We start from the raw sequence: 21,101 nt of genomic DNA on the forward strand, positions 1-21,101 counted from the left end.
TTCTCGACGTCTCAGGCCGTCTACCCGTGCTAACAGCCTGAGCCGACTTTAGTTACCCGCTCAGTATCTGCAAGGTCAGGGACCGCCGCCCACCATCCGGGGTTCTCCCCTGGAAGTGGGGGTTGGCGGGCGGTATGCACGCAGACAACCCACACGCTCGGACGTTGACCCCTCGACGTGTGGGTTCGCCGCGATCGCCGGCCGAACGCGGAGTGGTCGGAGTCAGTCGAGGGGGCGGTAGGTGAGGCCGAGGGCGTCGAGGCGGGTCAGGTGCGGGCGCAGACGGGTGAGGAACTCGTCGTACGAGGTCTTCTCCGAACCCCAGGCACGTTCGGAGAAGGCGCTCAGGCGAGGGAAGAGCATGTAGCCGACCCGGTCCGGGTCTTCCATGTACTCCGTCCAGATCTGGCACTGCGTACCGACGATCCGGGCCTCCTCCCCGGCGGTCAGGCCGGGCGGGATCACCTCGAAGTCGTACACCTTCTCCAGCGGCGTGAAGTGTCCGATCGCCAGCGGCTCGGTCGCCGGATCGCCCTGGTAGTAGTCGAAGTACACCGACTGGTTCGGCGCCATCACCACGTCGTGGCCGGCCTTCGCCGCCACCTCGCCCCGGTCGGGTCCGCGCCAGGCCATGATCACGGCGTCCTTCGGGCAGTCGGTCTCGACCATCTCGTCCCAGCCGACCAGCCGGCGGCCGTCCTCGGTCAGCACCTGCGCGACCTGGGCGGTGAACCAGCCCTGCAACTGGCTCGCGTCGGTCAGGCCGAGCTCGGCCTGCTTCGCCTGCGCGGCCTCGGACTCACGCCACTGCACGTCCGGGCACTCGTCGCCACCGAGGTGGATGTAGGGGCCGGGGAAGATGTCGAGCACCTCGCGTAGCACCGTCCGGACGAACTCCACGGTCTCGTCGTTGACGTTCAGTACGTCGTCGCTGATTCCCCAGTACTGCCGTACCCCGAGTTGGCGGTCCGGGTGATTGCCGAGTTCCGGGTACGCCGCGATCGCCGCCTGCATGTGCCCCGGCAGGTCGATCTCGGGTACGACGGTGATGTCCCGCTCGGCGGCGTACGCGACGATCTCGCGCAGCTCGTCCTTGGTGTAGAAACCGCCGTGCGGAGTCCCGTCGTAGGTGAACTCGGTCTGGCCGTGCGACATCTTGCCGACCATGGTCTCCGGCCGCCACGCGCCGACCTCGGTGAGCTTCGGATAGGCGTCGATCTGGACCCGCCAGCCCTGGTCGTCGGTGAGGTGCAGGTGCAGCACGTTCATCCGGTGCAGCGCGATGGCGTCGATGACGCGGAGCACGAACTCCTTCGGCATGAAGTGCCGCGCGACGTCGAGCATCATCCCGCGCCAGCCGAACCGGGGCGCGTCGGCGATCCGGACAGCCGGTACGGCGAGGCCGCCGTCCACCGGCTCGGCCGAGTCGAGCAACTGCCGGTACGTCGACTCGGCGTACCGCAGCGCCTCGTCGGAACCGCCCGACAGCCGCGCGCCGTCCGGGGTCACGTCGATCCGGTATTCGGTGTCGGCAAGGTTCTCCACCACGGTCCGGACCGCGTCGGCGGCCGGGTCGGCGGTGACCCACCGGCCCTCTTCGACGACGAGCTCGCGGGGAGCGGGGACGATCGCGATCGGTACGGACATCCGGTCTCCAAAGGTCGATGACAGCGCTGCCATTCGACCCGACAGTACAAGTGCGGACCACTCCCGGCACAGGTCAGGTCCACGCTCTGAACTGCGCACAACCCGCCGCCAAGAGCATTGCCGAACACATAAACCTGCTGCCGCCGCAGCAATCCGATGAGAAGGTGAGCAGGTGACCCACACACCTGACGAGCTCCGGACCACAGCGGCTGATCTGCAGCAGGGGACGTTGCGGGTGCTGGTGGTGAGCAACGTGCTGGGCGGGGTGGCGGTGGCGAGCGGGTTCGCCGTCGCGGGGTTGCTGGCCGAGAACATCTCCGGCTCGACGTCGATGGCCGGCCTGGTCGCCACCTCGACGACGCTGGGCGCCGCGATCCTCGCCGTACCGCTTGCTCGTCTGGCCCGGGCCCAAGGTCGCCGGGTCTCGTTGACGGCCGGCTACCTGATCGCGACGGCGGGCGCGCTGCTGTCCATCGTCGCCGCCCAGATCGGCTCGATGGCGCTGTTGCTGCTCGCCGGCTGTCTCTTCGGCAGCGGCTCCGCCTCGAACCTGCAGAGCCGGTACGCCGCGACCGATGCCGCCGACCCCCGCCACGTCGCGCGATCCCTGTCGGTCGTCGTCTGGGCGACCACGATCGGCGTGGTGGTCGGCCCGAATCTCACCGGTCTCGGCGGCTCGGTCGGCTCTTCACTCGGTGTCCTTCCGTTGGCCGGTCCATATCTCTTCTCCGTTGTCGCCTTCGGCCTCGGGCTGGCAACTGTCTGGTTCGGCCTGCGGCGCCTGCAGCAGGTGACGCCGCGAGTGCACCTGGAACGCCAGCCGCTGACGGCCACCTTCCGGCGCGTGATGGCGATTCCTCACGCCCGCCTCGGGCTGCTGGCCATCGCGACCGCGCACTCGGTGATGGTCGGCCTGATGTCGATGACATCGGTTCATCTGCGCCACCACGGCGCCTCACTGACGATCGTCGGCTTCGTGATCAGCGCGCACGTGGCCGGCATGTACGCCCTGTCGCCCGTGATGGGCTGGCTGACGGACCGGATAGGTCGCGTTCCTACCGTCGGTCTGGGCCTCGGCATCCTCGCCGCCGCGATGACGGTCGCGGCTCTGGCCCCGGACGAGGCGCACGGACTCACCGCGCTCGCGCTGGTTCTCCTCGGCCTCGGCTGGTCGGCATGTCTGGTCTCGGGATCTACCCTGCTGTCACGATCCGTCCCGGCCGACATCCGCACCTCGGCACAGGGCCTGTCCGACCTCACGATGGGCGCCCTGGCTTCACTCGCCGGTACTGCGGCCGGCCCGGTCCTGGCGCATCTCGGCTTCCACTGGCTCGCCGTACTCTGCGCCTGCCTGCTGCTCCCCGTCGCACTGCTCGCTCTGGTCACCCGGTCAACGGCCACGGAGGCCCTTGCCTAGCACGGTTTTTGTCGGACCTTGGCGTTACCGTGCCTGGTATGGAAGAAGTCAGCCTGCGGGCCATCACGCCGGAAGACCTGCCGACCCTGTTCACCTTCTACTCGGACCCGGACTCTGTGGCGATGGTCGGCCTGCCACCTCGCGACGAGGAGGCTTTCTACGCCAACCGAGCCAAGAACGCGTCGAGGCCAGACGGTCGCGCCCGCGCGATCGTTGTCGGCGGCGAACTCGCCGGTGACATCGTCAGCTGGGAGGACGGCGGCCAACGCCGGCTCGGGTACTGGCTCGGTAAGGAGTACTGGGGTCGCGGGATCGCGACGGCTGCGCTGACTGCGTTCCTCGACCTCGTGCCCGAGCGGCCGCTGTACGCCGATGTGCTGCGGACCAACGTCGGCTCGCTGCGGGTGCTGCAGAAGTGTGGCTTCCGGATGCTCAGCGAGATCGAGCGCGGCGCCGACCACGACCCCGAGGAGTACACCCTGCGCCTTGGTTAGGGTCTGTTCTCGTGAGTATCTCCGAGGGCGGGATCCCGAGTCCCAACATCTGGCATCACGCCGACGTGTACGAGATCGAGAACCGGGCGGTCGATCCGGACGGCGTGATCGAGAAGGCGATGCTGGCCGTACGCGACTGGGCCGGGGCGAACGTCCTCGACCTGGGGTGCGGGACGGGCTTCCACCTGCCGAGGTTCGCGGCGACCGCGGCGAAGGTGGTCGGGATCGAGCCGCACGGCACACTGGCGGACGCGGCGCGACGCCGTACGAGGGACTTGGCGAACGTCGAAGTACGGCAGGGCACGGCGCAGCGGTTGCCGATCCCGGACGCGTCGGTGGACGTGATGCATGCGCGCTGGGCGTACTTCTTCGGCCCCGGCTGCGAGCCAGGCCTGGCCGAGCTCGACCGGGTGATGCGCCGCGGCGGAACCGCCTTCGTGATCGACAACGACGGCAGCCGTTCCACCTTCGGCCGCTGGTTCAGCCAGTACTACCCGATGATCAAGCCGGCCGAGGTCGAACGCTTCTGGACCGCCCGGGGCTGGCACCGAACCCCCCTCGACATGGGCTGGCGCTTCACCCGCCGCGAGGACCTGGAAGCAGTCATCCGCATCGAATTCAAACCGGCCGACGCGGAAACAATCATCGCCTCGCACTCCGGCCTTGAAGTCGACTACGCCATCAACGTGTGGAGCAAGACGTACTGACTGTTGGAAGCGTTGGGTGGGGAGACGACGGCGCGCGTGCGGCTGCGGTGGACCGGTTGGCGTCCTAGGGTGAGCATTCGTACTGAACTGGGAGGCGCCAGGCCGGGATGGACGGACTGCTGCTCGAAGGGTTGCCCGGGGTACCGCGGCAGCTCCGCATCGACGTAGGCGAGCAGCGCGCCCTGGTGGTCGACGACGCAGCCACGGCTCGGCACTGTGCGGACCTCATCGCCGGTATCGACGAAGCGACTGACGACGTCCTGGTGAAAGCAGGCGGCGCAGTCCGGCTGGTCGCGGCGGAGGGCGGTCTGCTTCCGCATCTCACCGTGCTCGGAAACGTCGTGCACGGTCATACGGTCACGCATCGGGTGACCAAGAAGGCGGTTGCTGAAGAGAGCCGGGTGACCGCCACGCGCTGCGGCCTCGAAGACGTGCTGGACCGCTATCCGCACGAGATCACTCCCGGCCGTCGCCGCCTGGCCGCAGTAGCCCGCGCCTTGCGGGCGCACCCCGCGGTGATCGTCCTCGAAGACGCGCCGGGCCTGCCCACCTGGGGATCGCTCCTGCGCTTCGACCACAACCCCGAGCTCTGGTCCGCCGCGTTGCTACTGATCACCACCGACCCCGCACGAACCACGGGATTCCGCCTTGTCACCGACTAGCCGCCGAGCCTTCCTCCAAGCAGGAGCAGGGGCAGCCGCGACGCTCGCGCTCGCCGGCTGCTCCGGCGCACAGGACGTCCTGGGGCTGAAGCGCAGCGTGCGGATAGCCGTCAGCTGGAGCAGCGCCGAGCTCCGCGCCTTCCACAGCGTGCTGGACGGCCTGGGCACACTGCGCTACCCGGTCGAGGTCGTCCCGCTCGGCGACGACATCTCCACCGCCTTCGGGCCGCGCTCCACCCGCCGCCCGGACATCGTCATGCTTCCCCAACCGGGCCTTGTCGCGCAGCACCTGCGCGACCTGGAATCGATGCCGGATGACCTGGCCGATCGTGGCCGCGCCCGGCTCTGGGACGAGCTTCTGGTGCACGACGGTACGACGTACGGGGTGCCGTTCAAGACCGCGCACAAGTCGGCCGTCTGGTACCGGCCGTCGGTGTTCGAGCAGGTCGGTGTCGAGCCGCCCAAGCTCTGGTCGGACTGGCTCAAGCTGAACCGCTCGCTGACGAGCGCCGGCATCAGGCCGCTCGCGCTGGCCGCCGGCGACGGCTGGGTGCTCACCGACTTCCTCGAGAACGTCTTGCTCGGCTCGTCCCCGCCGACGTACCGCGCGCTGTCGACGGCGACCCACCCGCGACCTTCTGAGCAGCCGGCCTTCGCCGCCGCGCTCCGACTGCTCGGGACGATGTGGTCGGCGCCCGGCACACTCGCAGGTGGCGTGGAGCGTTCGCTCACCCAGCAGTTCCCCGACGCGATCGTCGAGGTGTTCGGCTATCGCCGCGCGGCGATGGTGCTCGCCTCCGACTTCGCCGAGCCGGTGGTGCACTCCTTCGCCGCAGACCCGGCCGACATCGGCCTGTTCACCTTCCCGTCGACAGGCCCCGGCACGGCGCCCCCGGTGGTCGTCGGTGGAGACGTGATGGTTCTGCCCCGGCCGGCCGGCGACGACGCGAAGGATCTCGTACGCCGGTTGGCCGCGCCGGCCGCCGTCGATCCGTGGATCGCGACCGGAGGCTTCCTCGCCGACGGCAGGACGACCGGCTACTCCCCCGAGCTCACCCGGCTGGCTGAGCAACTCGTGACACCCGGTACGTCGTTGCAGTTCGACCTGTCGGACCGGCTGGGCCGCCTGGGCGACATCAACGGATTGTGGCGGGTGCTGACCGACTTCCTCGTCCGGATCGGCAACCGTGGCAGCGATCTGGTCCCCGACGCCGTGGCCGCCGCACTGGCCGAACTGAAGAAGGTGGAGCACTGATGGCTCTGCAGACCAACGGCCTGTCGCTCGAGGTCGTCGGCCGGGAGATCAGCGGCCGCCCTGTCCCCGGGAAGCCGCGGCGCCCGGCAGGCCCTTATCTACTGGGGCTTCCAGCTCTCCTGTTGAGCAGCGTCCTGCTGATCCCGATCGCGGTGACCGTGGTGGCCGCCTTCCGCACGGCCGACGGGTCCTTCGGCCTCGGCAACTTCGCGGTGATGGGCGACCGTGCCGCATTACATGCCGTAGGCAACAGTCTCGCCTGGGTCGGCGTGGCGCTCACACTCGTAGCGGTCGGCTTCTTCCTGGCCCTGCTCAGCTACCGCCTGCCTGGCGTCACGTCGTTTCTCCAACCAGCGTTGGTGATTCCGTTCGCCGTGTCGGTGCTGGTGTCGGGCGCGACCTTCCGGCTGATCTTCGACCCGGCCCCCGAACACGGCACGGTGACCGCGGTCTTCACCAAGTTGTTCGGCTCCAGCCCGGTCTGGCTCGGCCAGGGGTTGTTCTGGCTGGTGCTCGTGTCCGCGTTCGGCTGGACCTGGCTCGGGTACGTCGTGTCGCTGTTCCGCGCGGGTCTCGACGCCATCCCCGACGACGTGAGCCGGACCATCGCCGCCGAAGGCGTGACCGGCTGGCGGCGGCTCCGCGCTCTCGAACTGCCGATGCTCCGCCCGATCACCGGTGTGGTGACGTTGACGCTGGTGATCGCAGCCGTCCGGGTATTCGACCTGGTGCTGATCGTCGTTCCCGGCCCGATGCAGCGGGACGCCGATGTCCTCGGCCTCAACTGGTGGCGAGCGACCAGCGCAGGTGACGACACCGGCCGTACTGCGGCACTCGGCGTGGTCCTCTTCGCCATCGTCGCTGCTGTCGCGGTGATCGGCGTACGGGGGTTGCGCCGTCGACGCTGGGCGATGCCGGTGTCCGTCGTACCGCCCGACCCGTCGCTACGCCGCCCCAAGCCGAGTCGTCGGGTGCGGCGAACTGGCTGGGTCGTCGGGTTCCTGGTCAGCCTCTTCTGGATTCTGCCTGCAGTGGTTCTGGTCGCTACTGCGCTGCACTCACCGCGACAGGCGGGCCTGCGTGGCTGGTGGTCGTCGGAAGGACTCGGATTCTCGTCCTTCAGTGCTGCGGCCAATGCCGGGCTACTGCGCGCCCTGCTCTCCACTGTGTTGATCTCTGCGATAGCGACCGCGGTACTGCTCGTCATCGCCGTACCGACCGCATACCTCGTCGCCTGGGGTGGATTGCCGACCTGGCTGGGCCGAGTGGTCATGTCGGCGTTCGTGGTGCTGGCTGTCACGCCGGTCCAGATGTACGCCGCTCCGCTGCGCGATGCGCTGGCCACGGCCGGTCTGGCTGGGTCGCGGGTCTCGCTGGCTCTGGTCCACGCGGCTGCTGGGCTGCCGTTCGCCGTACTGCTGCTGCGATCCGCCTTCGCATCGGCTCCACCTGCGCTGGTTGCCGAAGCGCTGCAGGGGCCCGCGCGACAGAGCGCAGTACTGGCGACCGTGCAGCGTGCGTATCGGCCTGCACTGGTCGCCGTTGCTGTGCTCGAGTTCGCCCTGGTGTGGAACGACTTCATCGTCGGCTTCCTGATCAGCGGAGCCGGTACTACGCCGTTGTCGCTGGTGTTGTGGGGTGAGGCGCGTCAGTTCTCCACGTCGGCGGGGACGGTCGCAGCGGCTGCTGTCGTCGCGTCGGTGGTGCCGGTCGTGTTGTTGCTGTCCTTCTGGCAGACGGTCGTGCGTGGGCTGACGGTCGGGAGCAAGCCATGAGGTCACCTGATCCAGCAGCGCCGGTCGAGTCGGCTTCGGCGGAACAGACAGCTTCGGCCGAGGAGAAGCGGGCCAAGCAGGCTAGGCGTCGTGGTGACTTCTTCGGCATCAGCGCACTGGCCTCGGCCCTGCTGTCCGGGCTTGCCGGCGACAAGTTGTCGCAGAGCCTGGACAGTGGCGGCTGGATCAGCGTCGTCGGCATCAGCCTGACGATCGGCTTCGCACTGATCTGGGCGATCTACAACGCACCAGTCGGCCTGCGGAGGTACAGGGCCTGGCGGGTAGCGGCACCGCACCAGGTGACTGAACTGCACGCTGCTGCGGAGGAAGCCGAGCAGTGGCTGGTCTCCTTGGGCTCAGACGCGGGAGGGATGGCAGCTGCGGAGTGGTTCGAGCAGAACGAGCCCCGACTGCGGGAGCTGCTGTTCGCTGAGAAGCCGCATGAGGACGTGGCTGACGACGTCGCCAGGATCTGTGACGCACTGGACGCCTGGTACGTCCGCAAGCGCGCAGCCGGTGAGCTGCTGGCGATGAGCGAGCACCTCGCCGCCTTCGCCGACGGTTGCGGTCGCCGCGATCTGGCCGAAGTCGCCGCGGCGCGCGCGGCCACGGCGTACAGGTTGATGGGTGATCTCGAAGCGGCGAGTACGCGGCTGGGGATCTCCGACAACGTCGCACCCGCCAGACGAGGACACAGCCGTACTGCGGCGGCGCTGACGACCCGTCGACAGGTAGAGCGCGCGTTGCTTCACCTTGCCCGAGCCGAGACCGCTCCGGCCGGGAACGACCGGGACGAGGCGGTGCTGAACGCGAGGGACCGGCTGGACGATGCACGGCTCAGCAGACCCGGTCCCGACTTGGCCGGCGACGTCGCGATCCTGATCAACCTCGCGATAGTCCACCTGCATCAACAGGACCCAGCAGGTGCGCTCGATCAGCTACGACCCGCAGCCGCACGAGCAAGCGCGGGTGGAGATGTCAGCGGCCAGGCGCACGCACTCGAGCTGACCGGCGTGGCCGCGTGGATGCAGCGGAGCCCACACGAGGCGCGGCAGTGGTGGGAACACGCAGAACACCTGTACGCCGAGATCGACGAGCGCGAAGGTCGCGCCCGATGCCTGCAGCACCTCGGATCGGCCGCCGTGCTCATGGGCGAACTGGACAGAGCACGAGAGCTCCTTGAGCAGAGCGCACTACTCCGAGGCGGTGCCTCGGAGGACCATCCGCTCCTCCTGAAATACCTGTCCGCCGCTCACGACGGCGACGTACCGCTGGTCATCGACGAAACCCCGCACCGAGCCACCAACTGGCTCCGCCGTCTCCTCACCCGCTTGCGGCGATAGGTGGGGCTCCGCCCCGGACCTGGCGAGGCGAAGGCCGGCGGTTCCGCCGGAGGCGACCCGCTGGAGGGCTTCGACTGAGAGCTTGTCTGCTGGTCGGGATGGAAGGGTTGTGGATGGCCTTCCGTGGTTTGTCGGTGGGATCGCCTAGGTTGGCGGGCATGGTGAAGGCAGCGGCGCAGACCAGGTCGAAGACGGCGGGCAAGTCGCCCTTCGCGTGCAGCGAGTGCGGCTGGACGACGCCTCGCTGGATCGGACGCTGCGGCGAATGCCAGGCCTGGGGCACGGTCGCCGAGGTCGGCGCGCCCAAGGCCGCCCGGATCACGGCCGGTCCGGTCTCGTCGCCCGCGATGCCGATCGCCCAGGTCTCGGCAGTCGAGGCCGAGTCGCGTCCGACCGGCATCGGTGAGCTGGACCGCGTCCTCGGCGGTGGGGTCGTCCCGGGCGCGGTGATCCTGCTCGCCGGTGAGCCAGGTGTCGGCAAGTCCACGCTGTTGCTCGAAGTCGCGGCCCAGTCGGCGCGGCAAGGGCACCGCACGCTCTACGTTTCCGGCGAGGAGTCTGCCGCCCAGGTCCGGCTGCGCGCCGGGCGCACCGACGCTCTCGTCGACGAACTCTTCCTGGCCGCCGAGACCGACCTGGGTGCCGTCGTCGGTCAGGTCGACGCGGTGGAACCGGTCTTCCTGGTGATCGACTCCGTGCAGACGATGGCCCATCCCGAGGTCGACGGCGCGCCGGGCGGCGTCACCCAGGTCCGCGAGGTCACGGGCGCCCTGGTCCGGCTCGCCAAGGAGCGCAACATCGCGGTCGTGCTGGTCGGCCACGTCACCAAGGACGGCGCGATCGCCGGACCGCGGATGCTGGAGCACCTGGTCGACGTCGTACTCGCGTTCGACGGCGACCGGCACTCGGGCTTCCGGATGGTCCGCGCGACCAAGAACCGGTTCGGCCCGTCCGACGAGGTGGGCTGTTTCGACATGGTCGACACCGGCATCGTCGAGGTCAGCGACCCGACCGGCCTGTTCGTCTCGGAGCACGCCGAGCCGGTCGCGGGCACCTGCGTCACGGTGATGATGGAAGGCCGGCGCCCGCTGCTCGCCGAAGTACAGGCTCTTGTCGGTCCGTCGGCGGCACCACAACCACGGCGTACGACGTCCGGGCTCGAGTCGTCCCGCGTCGCGATGGTGCTGGCCGTGCTCGGCAACCGGGCCGGCCTGAAACTGAGCGATCAGGAGGTGTACGTCGCGACCGTCGGCGGGGTGAAGATCACCGAACCGGTCGCGGACCTCGCGGTGGCGATCTCGGTCGCGTCGTCGGTGATGGACCGGCCGATCCACCCCGGCCTGATCGCGATCGGCGAGGTCGGCCTGGCCGGTGAGGTCCGCCGGGTCGGCGGTCTGGAGAAACGACTGGCCGAGGCGGCCCGGCTCGGCTTCACCAAGGCGATCATCCCCGCCGACGTACCGAACCGGTCGAAGGACTCCAAACCGATGGACATGCAGGCGAAGTACGGTCTGCGCACCTTCGCGGCCGGCGACATCCGCGCCGCCCTCCTCGCCGCCGGCCTGGGCTGACGCCTGCTTCGGATGACCGCCGGCCTGGGCTGACGCCTGCCTCGGTTGACCGCCGGCCTGGGCTGACGCCTGCCTCGGTTGACCGCCGGCCCGCTCGGGGGCTGTGGTCCGAACCACAGCTCTGCCCTGCGGTGAGACGGGGTCAAACCGCCGGACCGCTGAAAGTACTCTAGGAACGGCCCCTGTACTGCGAAGTGAGCGCGGCCGGTAGACACTGTCTACGATCATGGCGGACAATACCTACGCGCCGAACCGCAGGCCCCCTGCCCCGTCCACCGGAGGAGCACTCGTATGACCGGATCCAAAGTCGTCGCCCTCGGCCACTACCAGCCCGAGCGGGTGCTCACGAACGCCGAACTCGCCACGATGGTCGACACGAACGACGAGTGGATCCAGAGCCGGGTCGGGATCAAGGAACGCCGGATCGCCGCACCCGACGAGCAGGTCGACGAGATGGCGTGGCGCGCCGCCGAGAAGGCCGTCGCGAACGCCGGGATCGACGTCGCCGACATCGACTACGTGGTCGTCGCGACCTGTACGGCGATCGACCGGTCGCCGAACATCGCCGCCCGGGTCGCAGCGCGTCTCGGCCTCGGCACTCCCGCCGCGATCGACGTGAACACGGCCTGCTCCGGGTTCAGCCACGCGCTCGCGACCGCCGACCACGCCATCCGCGCGGGGGCCGCCTCCAAGGCGCTGGTGATCGGAGTCGAGAAGCTGAGTGACTGGACCGACTGGACCGACCGGACGACCTGCGTCCTGATCGGCGACGGCGCCGGGGCGGCCGTCGTGGTCGCCTCCGACGAGCCCGAGATCGGGCCGGTCGTGTGGGGTTCGGTGCCGGAGATGTCGGACGCGGTGCGGATCGAGGGCCGCGACGGAACGTTCGCGCAGGAAGGGCAGAGCGTCTTCCGCTGGACCACCACACAACTCCCGGTGATCGCGAAGCAGGTCTGCGAGAAGGGCGGCGTGACGCCGGAGGAACTGGGCGGTGTCGTACTGCACCAGGCGAACCTGCGCATCATCGATCCGCTCGCGAAGCGGCTCGGCGCAGTGAACGCAGTGATCGCTCGCGACGTGATCGAGTCCGGCAACACCTCAGCGGCGAGCATCCCGATCGCTCTGTCGAAACTGGTCGAGCGCCGGGAGATCCCAGTCGGTGCGCCTGTCCTGCTCTTCGGCTTCGGCGGCGGCCTCACATACGCCGGCCAAATCATCCGCTGCCCCTGACCCACCCGGCTGCCAGCATCTCCGGTCATGAGTCAGTTCGAGCTGGAGACGCGGCATTCGTTCCACTCGCCCGGCGGCACGTTGGCGCTGGCGATGCACCGGTGCGCGGCGTATGCGACTGCCGTCGGGCTGCTCGTGCTGCTCGGCGCCGACTGGCTCGAGCGGACGGTCACCGGTTCGTGGCCGGTCGGCTCGATCGACTCACAGGACGTGCAGTGGACGGGGCTCGAACTGTTCGACCACGACAAGCACGCGCTGTCCTCGATTGCCTTGGTGCTCTACCTCGGCGCGCTCGTCGGCGCGATCGGCCGCCCAGCCCAACGCGGTACGTCGATGATCGCCTCGCTCGCCGGGCTGGCCGCCACCGTGCTCCTGCTCGCCGTCGCACCCCAGGACCGCGTTGCCGACCAGGTCGTCTACCGCGATCACTGGCTGCCGGCTCCGTTCATCGCGCTCGCTTTGTGGATCGCGTTGACGGCGATCACCGGGCATGCGTGGCGGGTCAGTCGCTCGTGAGTCGGCGGAAAAGGCCGGCGACGCGCCCGTAGTACAAGTCGTGAGGAAGCCGTAGCACTTGCGCCGTGAGCGGGCCGACCACGCACATCGTAGGCCTGCAGTCCGCGAAGCTGCGGTGGAAAAGGGGTTGCACGAGGCTGGTGCACGATCGTTTGCACGGGCTTCTGCAAGCGCGACCCGGTCGCCGTGCACTCGTCGGGCTTACGCGTCCACAGCACCCCCCCGAGCCGCATAGACTCAGTGATCGTGGCCCCGAATTCCGACAAGAACAGCACCGACGCCCGGATGCGCGCGACCCTCGCCGCCGTGGCACCCGGTACCGAACTGCGTGAAGGCCTGGAACGGATCCTGCGGGGCCGGACCGGTGCCCTGCTGGTGCTCGGCCAGGACAAGACGGTCGACTCCATCTCCACCGGCGGGTTCGAGATCGACGTGGAGTTCACCGCCACCGGCCTGCGTGAGCTGAGCAAGATGGACGGCGCGATCATCCTCGATCGCGACATGAGCCGGATGCTGCGCGCGGCCGTGCACCTGATGCCGGACCCGTCGATCCACACCGAGGAGACCGGCACCCGGCACCGGACCGCCGACCGGGTCGCCCGGCAGACCGGCTTCCCGGTCATCTCCGTGTCCCAGTCGATGCACATCATCGCCTTGTACGTCGACGACCAGCGCTACGTGCTCGAGGACTCCGGCGCGATCCTGTCCCGGGCGAACCAGGCGCTAGCGACCCTCGAGCGCTACAAGCTCCGCCTCGACGAGGTCTCCGGCACGCTGTCCGCACTCGAGATCGAGGACCTGGTCACGGTTCGCGATGTCGCCGCGGTCGCGCAGCGGCTCGAGATGGTCCGCCGGATCGCGACCGAGATCGACGGGTACGTCGTCGAGCTCGGTACCGACGGCCGCCTGCTCACCCTGCAGCTGAACGAGTTGGTCGCCGGTGTCGCCGGCGAACGCGAGCTGGTCGTGCGCGACTACCTGCCGCCCGCGACCGGGCGGAAGGCGAAGACGGCCGACGACGTGCTGCTGGAGCTGGACGCGGTCAGCCCGACCGACCTGCTGGACATCGGTCAGGTCGCGCGCGCCCTGCAACTCGGCGGCGCCGAGCAACTGGACGCAGCCGTCACGCCCCGTGGCTACCGGCTGCTCGCCAAGGTGCCGCGCCTGCCGGGTGCGGTCATCGACCGGCTGATCGAGCACTTCGGTCACCTGCAGAAGCTGCTGGCCGCCAGCATCGACGACCTGCAGACAGTCGACGGCGTCGGCGAGAACCGCGCCCGCACGGTCCGCGAGGGCCTGTCCCGCCTCGCCGAGTCGAGCATCCTCGAGCGGTACGTCTAACCACCTCCCGTACTACGAAACGCGGCGCCGGCGGACCTTCCCGCCGGCGCCGCGTCTTTCCTGCGCACAACTTCAGGGTTGCTTCATTGCCGTCGGCAGAGTAATACTCCAGGTGGAACATTCAACGTGGAGCAACCCGACGGAAGAGCATGCGAGAGCTGACGCCCCTGGCGATCGCCGTGCTGGCATTACTGGACGAGCAGCCGATGCACGCCTACGAGATGTACCAACTGCTGCTGGCCAGGAAGAACGACCGGATGGTGAAGCTCCGGCCGGGGTCGCTGTACCACACGGTCGAGCGGCTGGCCGGGCACGAACTGGTCCGTGCCACCGGCACCGAGCGTGCCGGCAACCGCCCCGAGCGCACGACGTACGCGATCACCGCGGCCGGCCAGAAGGCGCTGACCGAGCGGGTGCGGACCGGCATCGAGAAGTACGAATACGAGTACCCGCTGTTCCCCGTCGTACTGAGCGAGGCGCACAACCTGGACGTCGAGGACGCGCTGGCCCGGTTCCGGGAGCGCGTCGCGCACCTGGACGCCGCCGTGGCCGAGTTGGACGAGATGCTCGGCGCAGCGCAGGCGCGCGACGTACCGGAAGCGTTCTGGATGGCCGGCGACTATGTCCGCACCCAGCAGGCCAGCGAACGCGACTGGCTGCAGACCCTGATCAACCGGATCGAGAGCAAGGACTTGGCATGGCCGCATCGCAAGAACAAGTGAAGCCCGAGATCAGGCCGTGGCCCGCGCTCTGGGCCCTGGTACTCGGCTTCTTCATGATCCTGATCGACTCCACCATCGTCTCGGTGGCGACGCCGGCGATCCTGACCGACCTGAAATCCGATGTCGGCACCGTGGTCTGGGTGACGAGCGCCTACCTGCTCGCGTACGCCGTACCGCTGCTGATCACCGGGCGGCTCGGGGACAAGATCGGCCCGAAGAAGCTCTACCTGACCGGCTTGATCGTCTTCACCCTCGCCTCGGTCTGGTGCGGCCTGACCGGCACGATCGAGATGCTGATCATCGCGCGGGTCTTCCAGGGCCTGGGCGCGTCGATGATGACGCCGCAGACGATGGCGGTGATCACCAGGATCTTCCCGCCGGACCAGCGCGGCCGCGCGATGAGCCTGTGGGGTGCGACGGCCGGCGTGGCAGTCCTGGTCGGCCCGATCCTGGGCGGCGTCCTGGTCGACGGTCTCGGCTGGCAGTGGATCTTCTTCATCAACGCGCCGATCGGCGTGATCGGATTCGTGCTGGCGCTGCGGCTGGTGCCGGACCTGCCGACGCACGAGCACAAGTTCGACCTGATCGGGGTGGCGCTGAGCACGATCGGCCTGTTCTGCCTGGTGTTCGGGATCCAGGAGGGGCAGAAGTACGACTGGGGCCAGATCAAGGGACCACTGTCGGTCTGGTCGCTGATCATCGCCGGCCTCGTGGTGATCGGCATCTTCCTGGTCTGGCAGAGCCGCAACAAGGGCGAACCGTTGCTGCCACTGGCTTTGTTCAAGGACCTGAACTTCTCGCTGGCGAACGTCGCGATCACCACGGTCGGCTTCGCGATCACCGCGATGGCCTTCCCGCTGATGCTGTACGCGCAGGAGGTCCGTGGTCTCAGCCCGACCCGGGCGGCGCTGCTTTTCGTTCCGATGGCCGTCATCTCCGGCGCCCTGGCGCCGTTCGTCGGCCGCCTGACCGACCGTACGCCGCCGCGCTTCATCGCCGGTTTCGGCCTGCTCTGCTGCTCGGCTTCGCTGTTCTGGCTGAGCCAGGTGATCGAGCCTTCGGTGCCGATCTGGAAACTCCTGCTGCCGCTGTCGCTGCTCGGCGTGGCCAACGGCTTCATGTGGGCACCGATCGGTACGACGGCGACCCGGAACCTGCCGATGCATCAGGCCGGCGCGGGCGCGGGTGTCTACAACACGACCCGGCAGATCGGCGCGGTACTCGGCAGCGCGGGCATCGCCGTACTGATGGAGTCGCGGCTGGCCGCGAACCTGCCTTCGGCGGCGGGTGGCGGCGCACCGAGCGAGGCTGGTGGCGTCGGCAAACTGCCTGCCCCCTTGCACCAGGGGTTCAGTGACGCGATGGCGCAGTCGATGCTGTTGCCGGCGGCCGTTCTGGTGATCGGGTTGATCGCAGTACTGATGTTCGCCAAGCCGAAGCACCTGGAGCGCCCGGCCGACGCACCGGTCGCCGCCGAAGCCGGCTAGACGATCTGGAAGGCCTGCGTGGCCGAGGCCTGTCCGTCGTAGACGGCCTTGGCCACGTAGGTTCCGGGCTTGGCCTGCAACTGGCCCGGAAGACAGCCCGGCGCGGACCGGCGGCCGTTCCACAAGATGGTCGCGCCGGTAACCTTGCCTTTGGCAACAAGTAGCGTCGAGCGCGGGATCGCCTGCTCACACTGGGTCGAGGTCCAGATCTGATCGTTGCCAGAGGCAATCGTCAGGGAGAGCACGGTCGGGTCGAGCGGCGCCTTGCAGTCGTCGCGGAGCGCGGTCAGCTGAACCGCGAAGTTGAGCGCTGCACCCGAGGCCACATTGCGGGCGGCCGGGATCAGGTCGACCCGGACATCCGCGCCGGTGCACTGCACGTCCTTCGGTGTGACCGGTGTCGACGACTTGGCGGTCGGCTTGGTCGCCCGGCCTGCGGTAGGCCGGCCGGACGGCGTCGAGCTCGGCGTCGTACTGGGATCGGCCGACGCCCCGGAGCTGGGCGTCTGACCGGGATCGGTGGCCGCGGAGTTCTTCGGATCCTCGCCACCGCCGCCGAACAGGCGGACGAGCAGCACCAGCAGGACCACGGTGACGACGAGGAGCAGCCCCCGCCGGAACCAGTAGACGCTGGCGGGCAGGTGCCCGACCGGTCGGAGCAGGCTGCTCATGCTCGCACCTTAATGTCAGGATTGTGCTCGACATGTCAGACTCGCCGCTCCCCCACGCATCAGCCCTGCACGAGCCCGTCCTGCACTGGTACGCCGGTAACGCCCGCTCGCTGCCCTGGCGAGAGCCGGACGCGGGCGCGTGGGCCGTGATGGTCAGCGAGTTCATGCTGCAACAGACACCGGTCGCCCGCGTGCTCCCGGCGTACCGGGTGTGGATGGAGCGGTGGCCGAAGCCGGCGGATCTGGCTGCAGAGCCGCCAGGAGAGGCTGTGCGCGCCTGGGACCGGCTGGGGTACCCAAGACGCGCTCTCCGGCTACACGCGGCTGCCAGGGCGATTGTGGAGCAGCACGGCGGCGTAGTACCCGATGACCATGCTGCGCTGCTCGCGCTGCCTGGGGTGGGGACGTATACAGCCGCCGCGATCGCTTCGTTCGCGTATGGGCAGCGGCACGCGGTGGTGGACACGAACGTACGTCGTGTGTTCGCTCGAGCTCTGACGGGAAGTGCGCAGCCGAGCATCTCGCCTACTGCGGCAGATCAGAGGCTTGCTGTGGCAGCGCTGCCGGATGACGAGCCCACTGCCGCGCGCTGGGCGGTCGCCACGATGGAACTGGGTGCACTGGTGTGCACAGCCCGGTCGCCGCGCTGTACCGAGTGTCCTATCCGCAGCCGCTGCGCGTGGGTGCTTGCCGGCAGTCCGCCGTACGACGGGCCGCCACGCAAAGGGCAGACCTACGAAGGCACCGACCGTCAGGTCCGCGGCCGCCTGCTCGCCGTACTTCGTGCCGCCACCGGCCCGGTGCCGAAGGCTGACCTAGACGCTTGCTGGCCCGAACAAGCCCAGCGTGAACGTGCCCTCGACGGCCTGGTCGCAGACGGCCTGGTGGACCCACTACCTCGCCAGCGCTACCGCCTACCGGCGTAGCCGCGCCGCCGTCCGCCGGCACGGTGCACTCCGGCTCTCGAATCCGCACTTCGCGCTACAGCTGCGATGGCACGGAGAGCGATCGCCTTCCCGGTTGGAGACGTGCTGGAAGCCGGCCTGGGGTTCGGGACCCCGGCCGGCCTCAGCGGGTGGTGCTCAGTTCTTCTTGCTGCTGTTCGCCGTCGCCTCGTCGGCGTCGTCGGTGAGCAGGTCCAGCGGCATCGCCGGGCTGCCGGACAACGTGGCCAGCATCTGCCGGACGTTGGTCAGCTGCGCGTTGATGCTGTCGCGACGCTGCGTCGCGGCCGCGAGCTCACGCTCGGACTCGGCGCGGATCCGCTCGGACTTGTCCTTCGCGGCGGCGACGATCTCCTGGGCCTGACGGTTGGCGTCGGCCAGCTGCTGCTGGGCCAGGCGCTCCGCCTCGGAGCGGGACCGGTCGGCCTCGCGCTGCACCTGGGCCGCACGGTCGGTGACCGCCGCCAGCTGCTGCTCGGCCAGTGCCGTCCGGGCGGCGAACTCCTGCTCGACCTTGCCGCGGCGCTCGGCCAGGGTGGTCTCGAAGGCGGCCGCGGCCTGGGCGGACTTGGCGCGCTCCTGCTCGTACAGCGCCTGGGCCTCGCTGCGACGGGCAGTCGCGTCGCGCTCGGCCTCGTCGCGCATGTCGTCGGCCTGGGTCCGGGCCTCCTCGAGGATGCGGGCAGCCTCGGCGTCGACCTCGCTCTTCCAGTCCAGGGAGTACTGCTCGGCCTCCTTGCGGACCTTCTTGGCGTGCGCCTCGGCGTCGGCGACGATCGCCTCGGCGTCGGTCCGGGCCCGGGTGACCAGGTCGCGGGCCTCGTCGTCGGCGAGCGACAGGATCTTGGCGACCCGCTCACCGAACTCGGTGAACGTCGGGGCGCGGTCCTTGCTCTCCTCCTGGGCGGAGATGACGGCCGATTCGGCGGCGTCCGTCCGGCTCTGCAGCTCCTGCACGTGCCGCTGCAGCTGCTCGGACTGCTGCTGCAGCGCGGTCAGCGAGGTGGTCAGCTCACGAACGTGCTGGTCCACCTGGGCAGGCTCGTAGCCACGCAGAACGGTGCGGAACGGGGTTGGGGCTTCACTGCTCATGTCTTCTGATGCTCACTTCGGTGGGTGGGTGGATCACACATTGTCACTGACAAGGATCTGACTGTCACGTCCTCATCCTGATTCCCCCGTGGAACCCTCGTTGACGGACATTCCACCACCTGGGCGGAACCCCGGTACAGCGAGTGCCTCGATCACACCCGAAAGCTGGGTGAGCTCCTTGGTGATCTCGTCACGGCGCTGGTTCAGCGCCGCGACCCTCGCCTCGGCGTCGGCGAGAAGTTTACGGGCCTGCGCGCGCAGCTCGTCGGCGTGCTCGCGGGCCTGCGCCTCGAGCTGCTGGGCCTCGGCGCGGGACTTGCGGATGAGTTCGTGGGACTGCCGCTGGGCCGCGGCGAGATCGGTCGCCGCGCGCTCGCGCAGTACCTGGGTGCTGGCTTCGGCCTCGGCCTCGCGGCGGGTGGCCCGCTCGACGATCTCCTGGGCCTCCACGGCGGCGGCCGCCTTGAGCCGGTCCGCCTTGGCTTGCGCCTGCGAGGTCAGCCGCTCGGCCTGCTGGGTCGCGTCCGCCAGCAGGGCCTCGGCCCGGGCGGTCAGCTCGGCGTTCTGCTTGGCGGCCGCGCGCTGGGCGTCCTCGAGCTCCTTGGCGACCGTGGCCTGGGTGTCGCGCAGCCGGCTCGTCGAGCGGCTGATCACCCGGCGCAGGTGGGCACGCTTCTCCTTGGCCAGCTGGGCGACCTCGGCGGCGGCCTGCTCGCGGATGGTCTGGGCTTCCTGCTCGGCCGCGGCGACGAGTTCGTCGACAGTCTTCTTGCTCCACGCGGTTTGCTTCTCGGCCTCGGCCAGCGCGGCTTCGGCGGCCCGGTTCGCGTCCTCGACGATCCGCTGCGCCTCGCCGGACGCCGTACGCCGGTCTGCCTCGATGCTGTCCACGACGAGCTTCGCCTGCGCGCGGGCATCGGCCATCAGGCGCTCGTTGGCGGCTTCGGCCTCGGCCTTCTGCTCGGCGATGTCTTCGAGAGCGGCGGTGCGGAGTTTGTCGATCTCGAGCGTGATGGCCGCGAGCTTGGCCCGCTCGGTCTCCTCCAGCTCGGCGGTCCGGCGTTCCAGCTCGGAGCGGTTCTCGCCGCGGAGGCGCTCGATCTCGGCGTGGGCCTCGGCGATCTCGGCCCGGGACCGCTCGCGAGCGGCCTCGGCCTCACGCTCGACCTTGGTGCGCAGTTCGTTCGCCTCGGCCTCGGCGCGGGCGATCAGGTCGGCCTCGGTCTGGACGGCGGCCTGGGACACCAGCCGCGCCTGCTCGCCGGCATCGGCAACCAGTTGCTGTGCTTCCCGGCTGGCCCGCTCGACGGTCTGCTGCGCGGCCTCCCGGGCAAGGCGCGCTTCTTCGAGCAGCTCGTCGGCATCTTCCTTCAGCCGGCCCGCCTCTGCCTCGGCCTCGGCGATCCGGCGCGCGGCGGCGGTCTGGGAGTCGGCTCGCAATTCGTCCGCGGCTGCTTGGGCTTCGGCCCGCAACGTCTCGGCGGCCGCGTTCGCTTCCCGCGTGACCCGCTCCGCTTCGGCTTCCGCCGCAGCCCGGACCCGCTCGGCTTCGGCCTCGGAGTCGGTCCGCACCCGCTCGGCCTCGGCCTCGGAGTCGGCCTTCAGCTTCGCGGCGGCTGCCTCGGACTCGGTCCGGAGCTTCTCGGCGGTGCTTTCGGATTCGGCCCGGAGGCGCTCGGCGCGTTCCGCGGCATCTGCCCGCACCTGATCCGCCCGGGCCTCGGACTCACTCCGAAGCTGCTGCGCGGCCTGCTCGGACTCGCTGCGAAGCTGCTCGGCTCGCCGCTCGGATTCGACCCGGAGTTGCTCGGCTTGTTGCTCCGATTCGATGCGGAGTTGCTCGGCTCGCTGCTCCGACGTCGTACGTAGCTGCTCGGCTTCTTGCTGGGATTCGTCGCGGAGCTGCTCGGCGGCGCGCTCGGCGTCCTTCAGCAACCGCTCGGCGGCCGCGGCCGCATCGGCTCGCAGCTTCTGCGCGGCCTGCTCGGCCTCTTCGCGCACCCGCTCCGACTCGACCCGGATCCGCTCCGCCTGGGCCAGCGCGGTGTCGTTCTCGTACTCCGCCTGCTCGCGCAGGGTGTCGGCGATCCGCTGCGCCCGCTCCAGCACGCCACCCGCTTGCCGCACGCCAAAGGAACCGGCGTCGGGGACCGGTTCCTGGGTCAACGGCAGACGCGGGGCGTCCATGCGACGAGATGATTCCATCTCCGACCCCCTCTCCAACAGT

The 21,101-nt window shown here is 69.4% G+C and carries 18 protein-coding genes; 14 read left to right on the forward strand and 4 right to left on the reverse strand.

The genetic code is table 11. The features are described from left to right. Positions 1-222: 222 nt before the first annotated feature. On the reverse strand, positions 223-1,647 hold the full coding sequence (locus DIZ26_RS31940; protein ID WP_112248284.1) for a beta-N-acetylhexosaminidase: 1,425 nt from the start codon (positions 1,645-1,647) through the stop codon (positions 223-225). A gap of 172 nt (positions 1,648-1,819) precedes the next feature. Between DIZ26_RS31940 and DIZ26_RS31945 the strand changes: the two genes are divergently transcribed. From DIZ26_RS31945 to DIZ26_RS32005, 13 genes are all read left to right on the forward strand, one after another. Then, on the forward strand, positions 1,820-3,064 hold the full coding sequence (locus DIZ26_RS31945; RefSeq protein ID WP_112248285.1) for an MFS transporter: 1,245 nt from the start codon (positions 1,820-1,822) through the stop codon (positions 3,062-3,064). Positions 3,065-3,102: 38 nt separating this feature from the next. Beyond that, positions 3,103-3,558 carry a GNAT family N-acetyltransferase gene (locus tag DIZ26_RS31950; protein ID WP_112248286.1) on the forward strand — a complete coding sequence of 152 codons (456 nt, stop codon included), beginning with the start codon at positions 3,103-3,105 and terminating at the stop codon, positions 3,556-3,558. An 11-nt stretch (positions 3,559-3,569) separates the two neighbouring features. Further along, entirely contained in the window at positions 3,570-4,265 is a 696-nt protein-coding gene (locus DIZ26_RS31955) for a class I SAM-dependent methyltransferase (RefSeq protein ID WP_112248287.1), read from the forward strand. A 107-nt stretch (positions 4,266-4,372) separates the two neighbouring features. Next, the gene (locus tag DIZ26_RS31960; protein ID WP_112248288.1) at positions 4,373-4,927 is read left to right on the forward strand and encodes a P-loop NTPase family protein; all 555 of its coding nucleotides are present in this window, start codon (positions 4,373-4,375) and stop codon (positions 4,925-4,927) included. Continuing rightward, on the forward strand, positions 4,914-6,182 hold the full coding sequence (locus DIZ26_RS31965) for an ABC transporter substrate-binding protein (protein ID WP_112248289.1): 1,269 nt from the start codon (positions 4,914-4,916) through the stop codon (positions 6,180-6,182). The genes DIZ26_RS31960 and DIZ26_RS31965 overlap by 14 nt, the downstream gene beginning before the upstream one ends. Then, positions 6,182-7,957, forward strand: coding sequence for an ABC transporter permease subunit (locus tag DIZ26_RS31970; RefSeq protein WP_112248290.1), 1,776 nt, complete (start codon positions 6,182-6,184; stop codon positions 7,955-7,957). The genes DIZ26_RS31965 and DIZ26_RS31970 overlap by 1 nt, the downstream gene beginning before the upstream one ends. Then, positions 7,954-9,300, forward strand: coding sequence for a hypothetical protein (locus tag DIZ26_RS31975; protein ID WP_232828745.1), 1,347 nt, complete (start codon positions 7,954-7,956; stop codon positions 9,298-9,300). The genes DIZ26_RS31970 and DIZ26_RS31975 overlap by 4 nt, the downstream gene beginning before the upstream one ends. A gap of 158 nt (positions 9,301-9,458) precedes the next feature. Continuing rightward, on the forward strand, positions 9,459-10,871 hold the full coding sequence (gene radA, locus DIZ26_RS31980) for a DNA repair protein RadA (protein ID WP_112248291.1): 1,413 nt from the start codon (positions 9,459-9,461) through the stop codon (positions 10,869-10,871). Positions 10,872-11,162: 291 nt separating this feature from the next. Beyond that, entirely contained in the window at positions 11,163-12,101 is a 939-nt protein-coding gene (locus DIZ26_RS31985) for a beta-ketoacyl-ACP synthase III (protein ID WP_112248292.1), read from the forward strand. A gap of 27 nt (positions 12,102-12,128) precedes the next feature. Further along, the gene (locus DIZ26_RS31990; protein ID WP_112248293.1) at positions 12,129-12,617 is read left to right on the forward strand and encodes a hypothetical protein; all 489 of its coding nucleotides are present in this window, start codon (positions 12,129-12,131) and stop codon (positions 12,615-12,617) included. Between the two features lie 246 nt (positions 12,618-12,863). Then, a complete protein-coding gene (gene disA / locus DIZ26_RS31995; RefSeq protein ID WP_232828746.1) occupies positions 12,864-13,958 on the forward strand; it encodes a DNA integrity scanning diadenylate cyclase DisA in 1,095 nt (364 codons plus the stop codon). 149 nt (positions 13,959-14,107) lie between these two features. Continuing rightward, a complete protein-coding gene (locus DIZ26_RS32000; protein ID WP_112248294.1) occupies positions 14,108-14,680 on the forward strand; it encodes a PadR family transcriptional regulator in 573 nt (190 codons plus the stop codon). Then, positions 14,656-16,167, forward strand: a complete 1,512-nt coding sequence (locus tag DIZ26_RS32005) for a DHA2 family efflux MFS transporter permease subunit (protein ID WP_198676389.1) — start codon at positions 14,656-14,658, stop codon at positions 16,165-16,167. The genes DIZ26_RS32000 and DIZ26_RS32005 overlap by 25 nt, the downstream gene beginning before the upstream one ends. Here DIZ26_RS32005 and DIZ26_RS32010 read toward each other — a convergent pair. Further along, entirely contained in the window at positions 16,164-16,838 is a 675-nt protein-coding gene (locus DIZ26_RS32010) for a hypothetical protein (protein ID WP_112248296.1), read from the reverse strand. The two genes, DIZ26_RS32005 and DIZ26_RS32010, sit on opposite strands and share 4 nt — an antisense overlap. Before the next feature lie 32 nt (positions 16,839-16,870). Between DIZ26_RS32010 and DIZ26_RS32015 the strand changes: the two genes are divergently transcribed. Then, the gene (locus tag DIZ26_RS32015; protein ID WP_112248719.1) at positions 16,871-17,764 is read left to right on the forward strand and encodes an HhH-GPD family protein; all 894 of its coding nucleotides are present in this window, start codon (positions 16,871-16,873) and stop codon (positions 17,762-17,764) included. Between the two features lie 156 nt (positions 17,765-17,920). Here DIZ26_RS32015 and DIZ26_RS32020 read toward each other — a convergent pair whose 3' ends face one another. Both DIZ26_RS32020 and DIZ26_RS32025 read right to left on the reverse strand, forming a co-directional pair. Continuing rightward, positions 17,921-18,874 carry a coiled-coil domain-containing protein gene (locus tag DIZ26_RS32020; protein ID WP_112248297.1) on the reverse strand — a complete coding sequence of 318 codons (954 nt, stop codon included), beginning with the start codon at positions 18,872-18,874 and terminating at the stop codon, positions 17,921-17,923. Positions 18,875-18,946: 72 nt separating this feature from the next. After that, the gene (locus DIZ26_RS32025) at positions 18,947-21,061 is read right to left on the reverse strand and encodes a kinetoplast-associated-like protein (protein WP_232828747.1); all 2,115 of its coding nucleotides are present in this window, start codon (positions 21,059-21,061) and stop codon (positions 18,947-18,949) included. Positions 21,062-21,101 lie beyond the last annotated feature (40 nt).

Source organism: Kribbella monticola (genome assembly GCF_003261635.1).
Taxonomy (GTDB): domain Bacteria; phylum Actinomycetota; class Actinomycetes; order Propionibacteriales; family Kribbellaceae; genus Kribbella; species Kribbella monticola.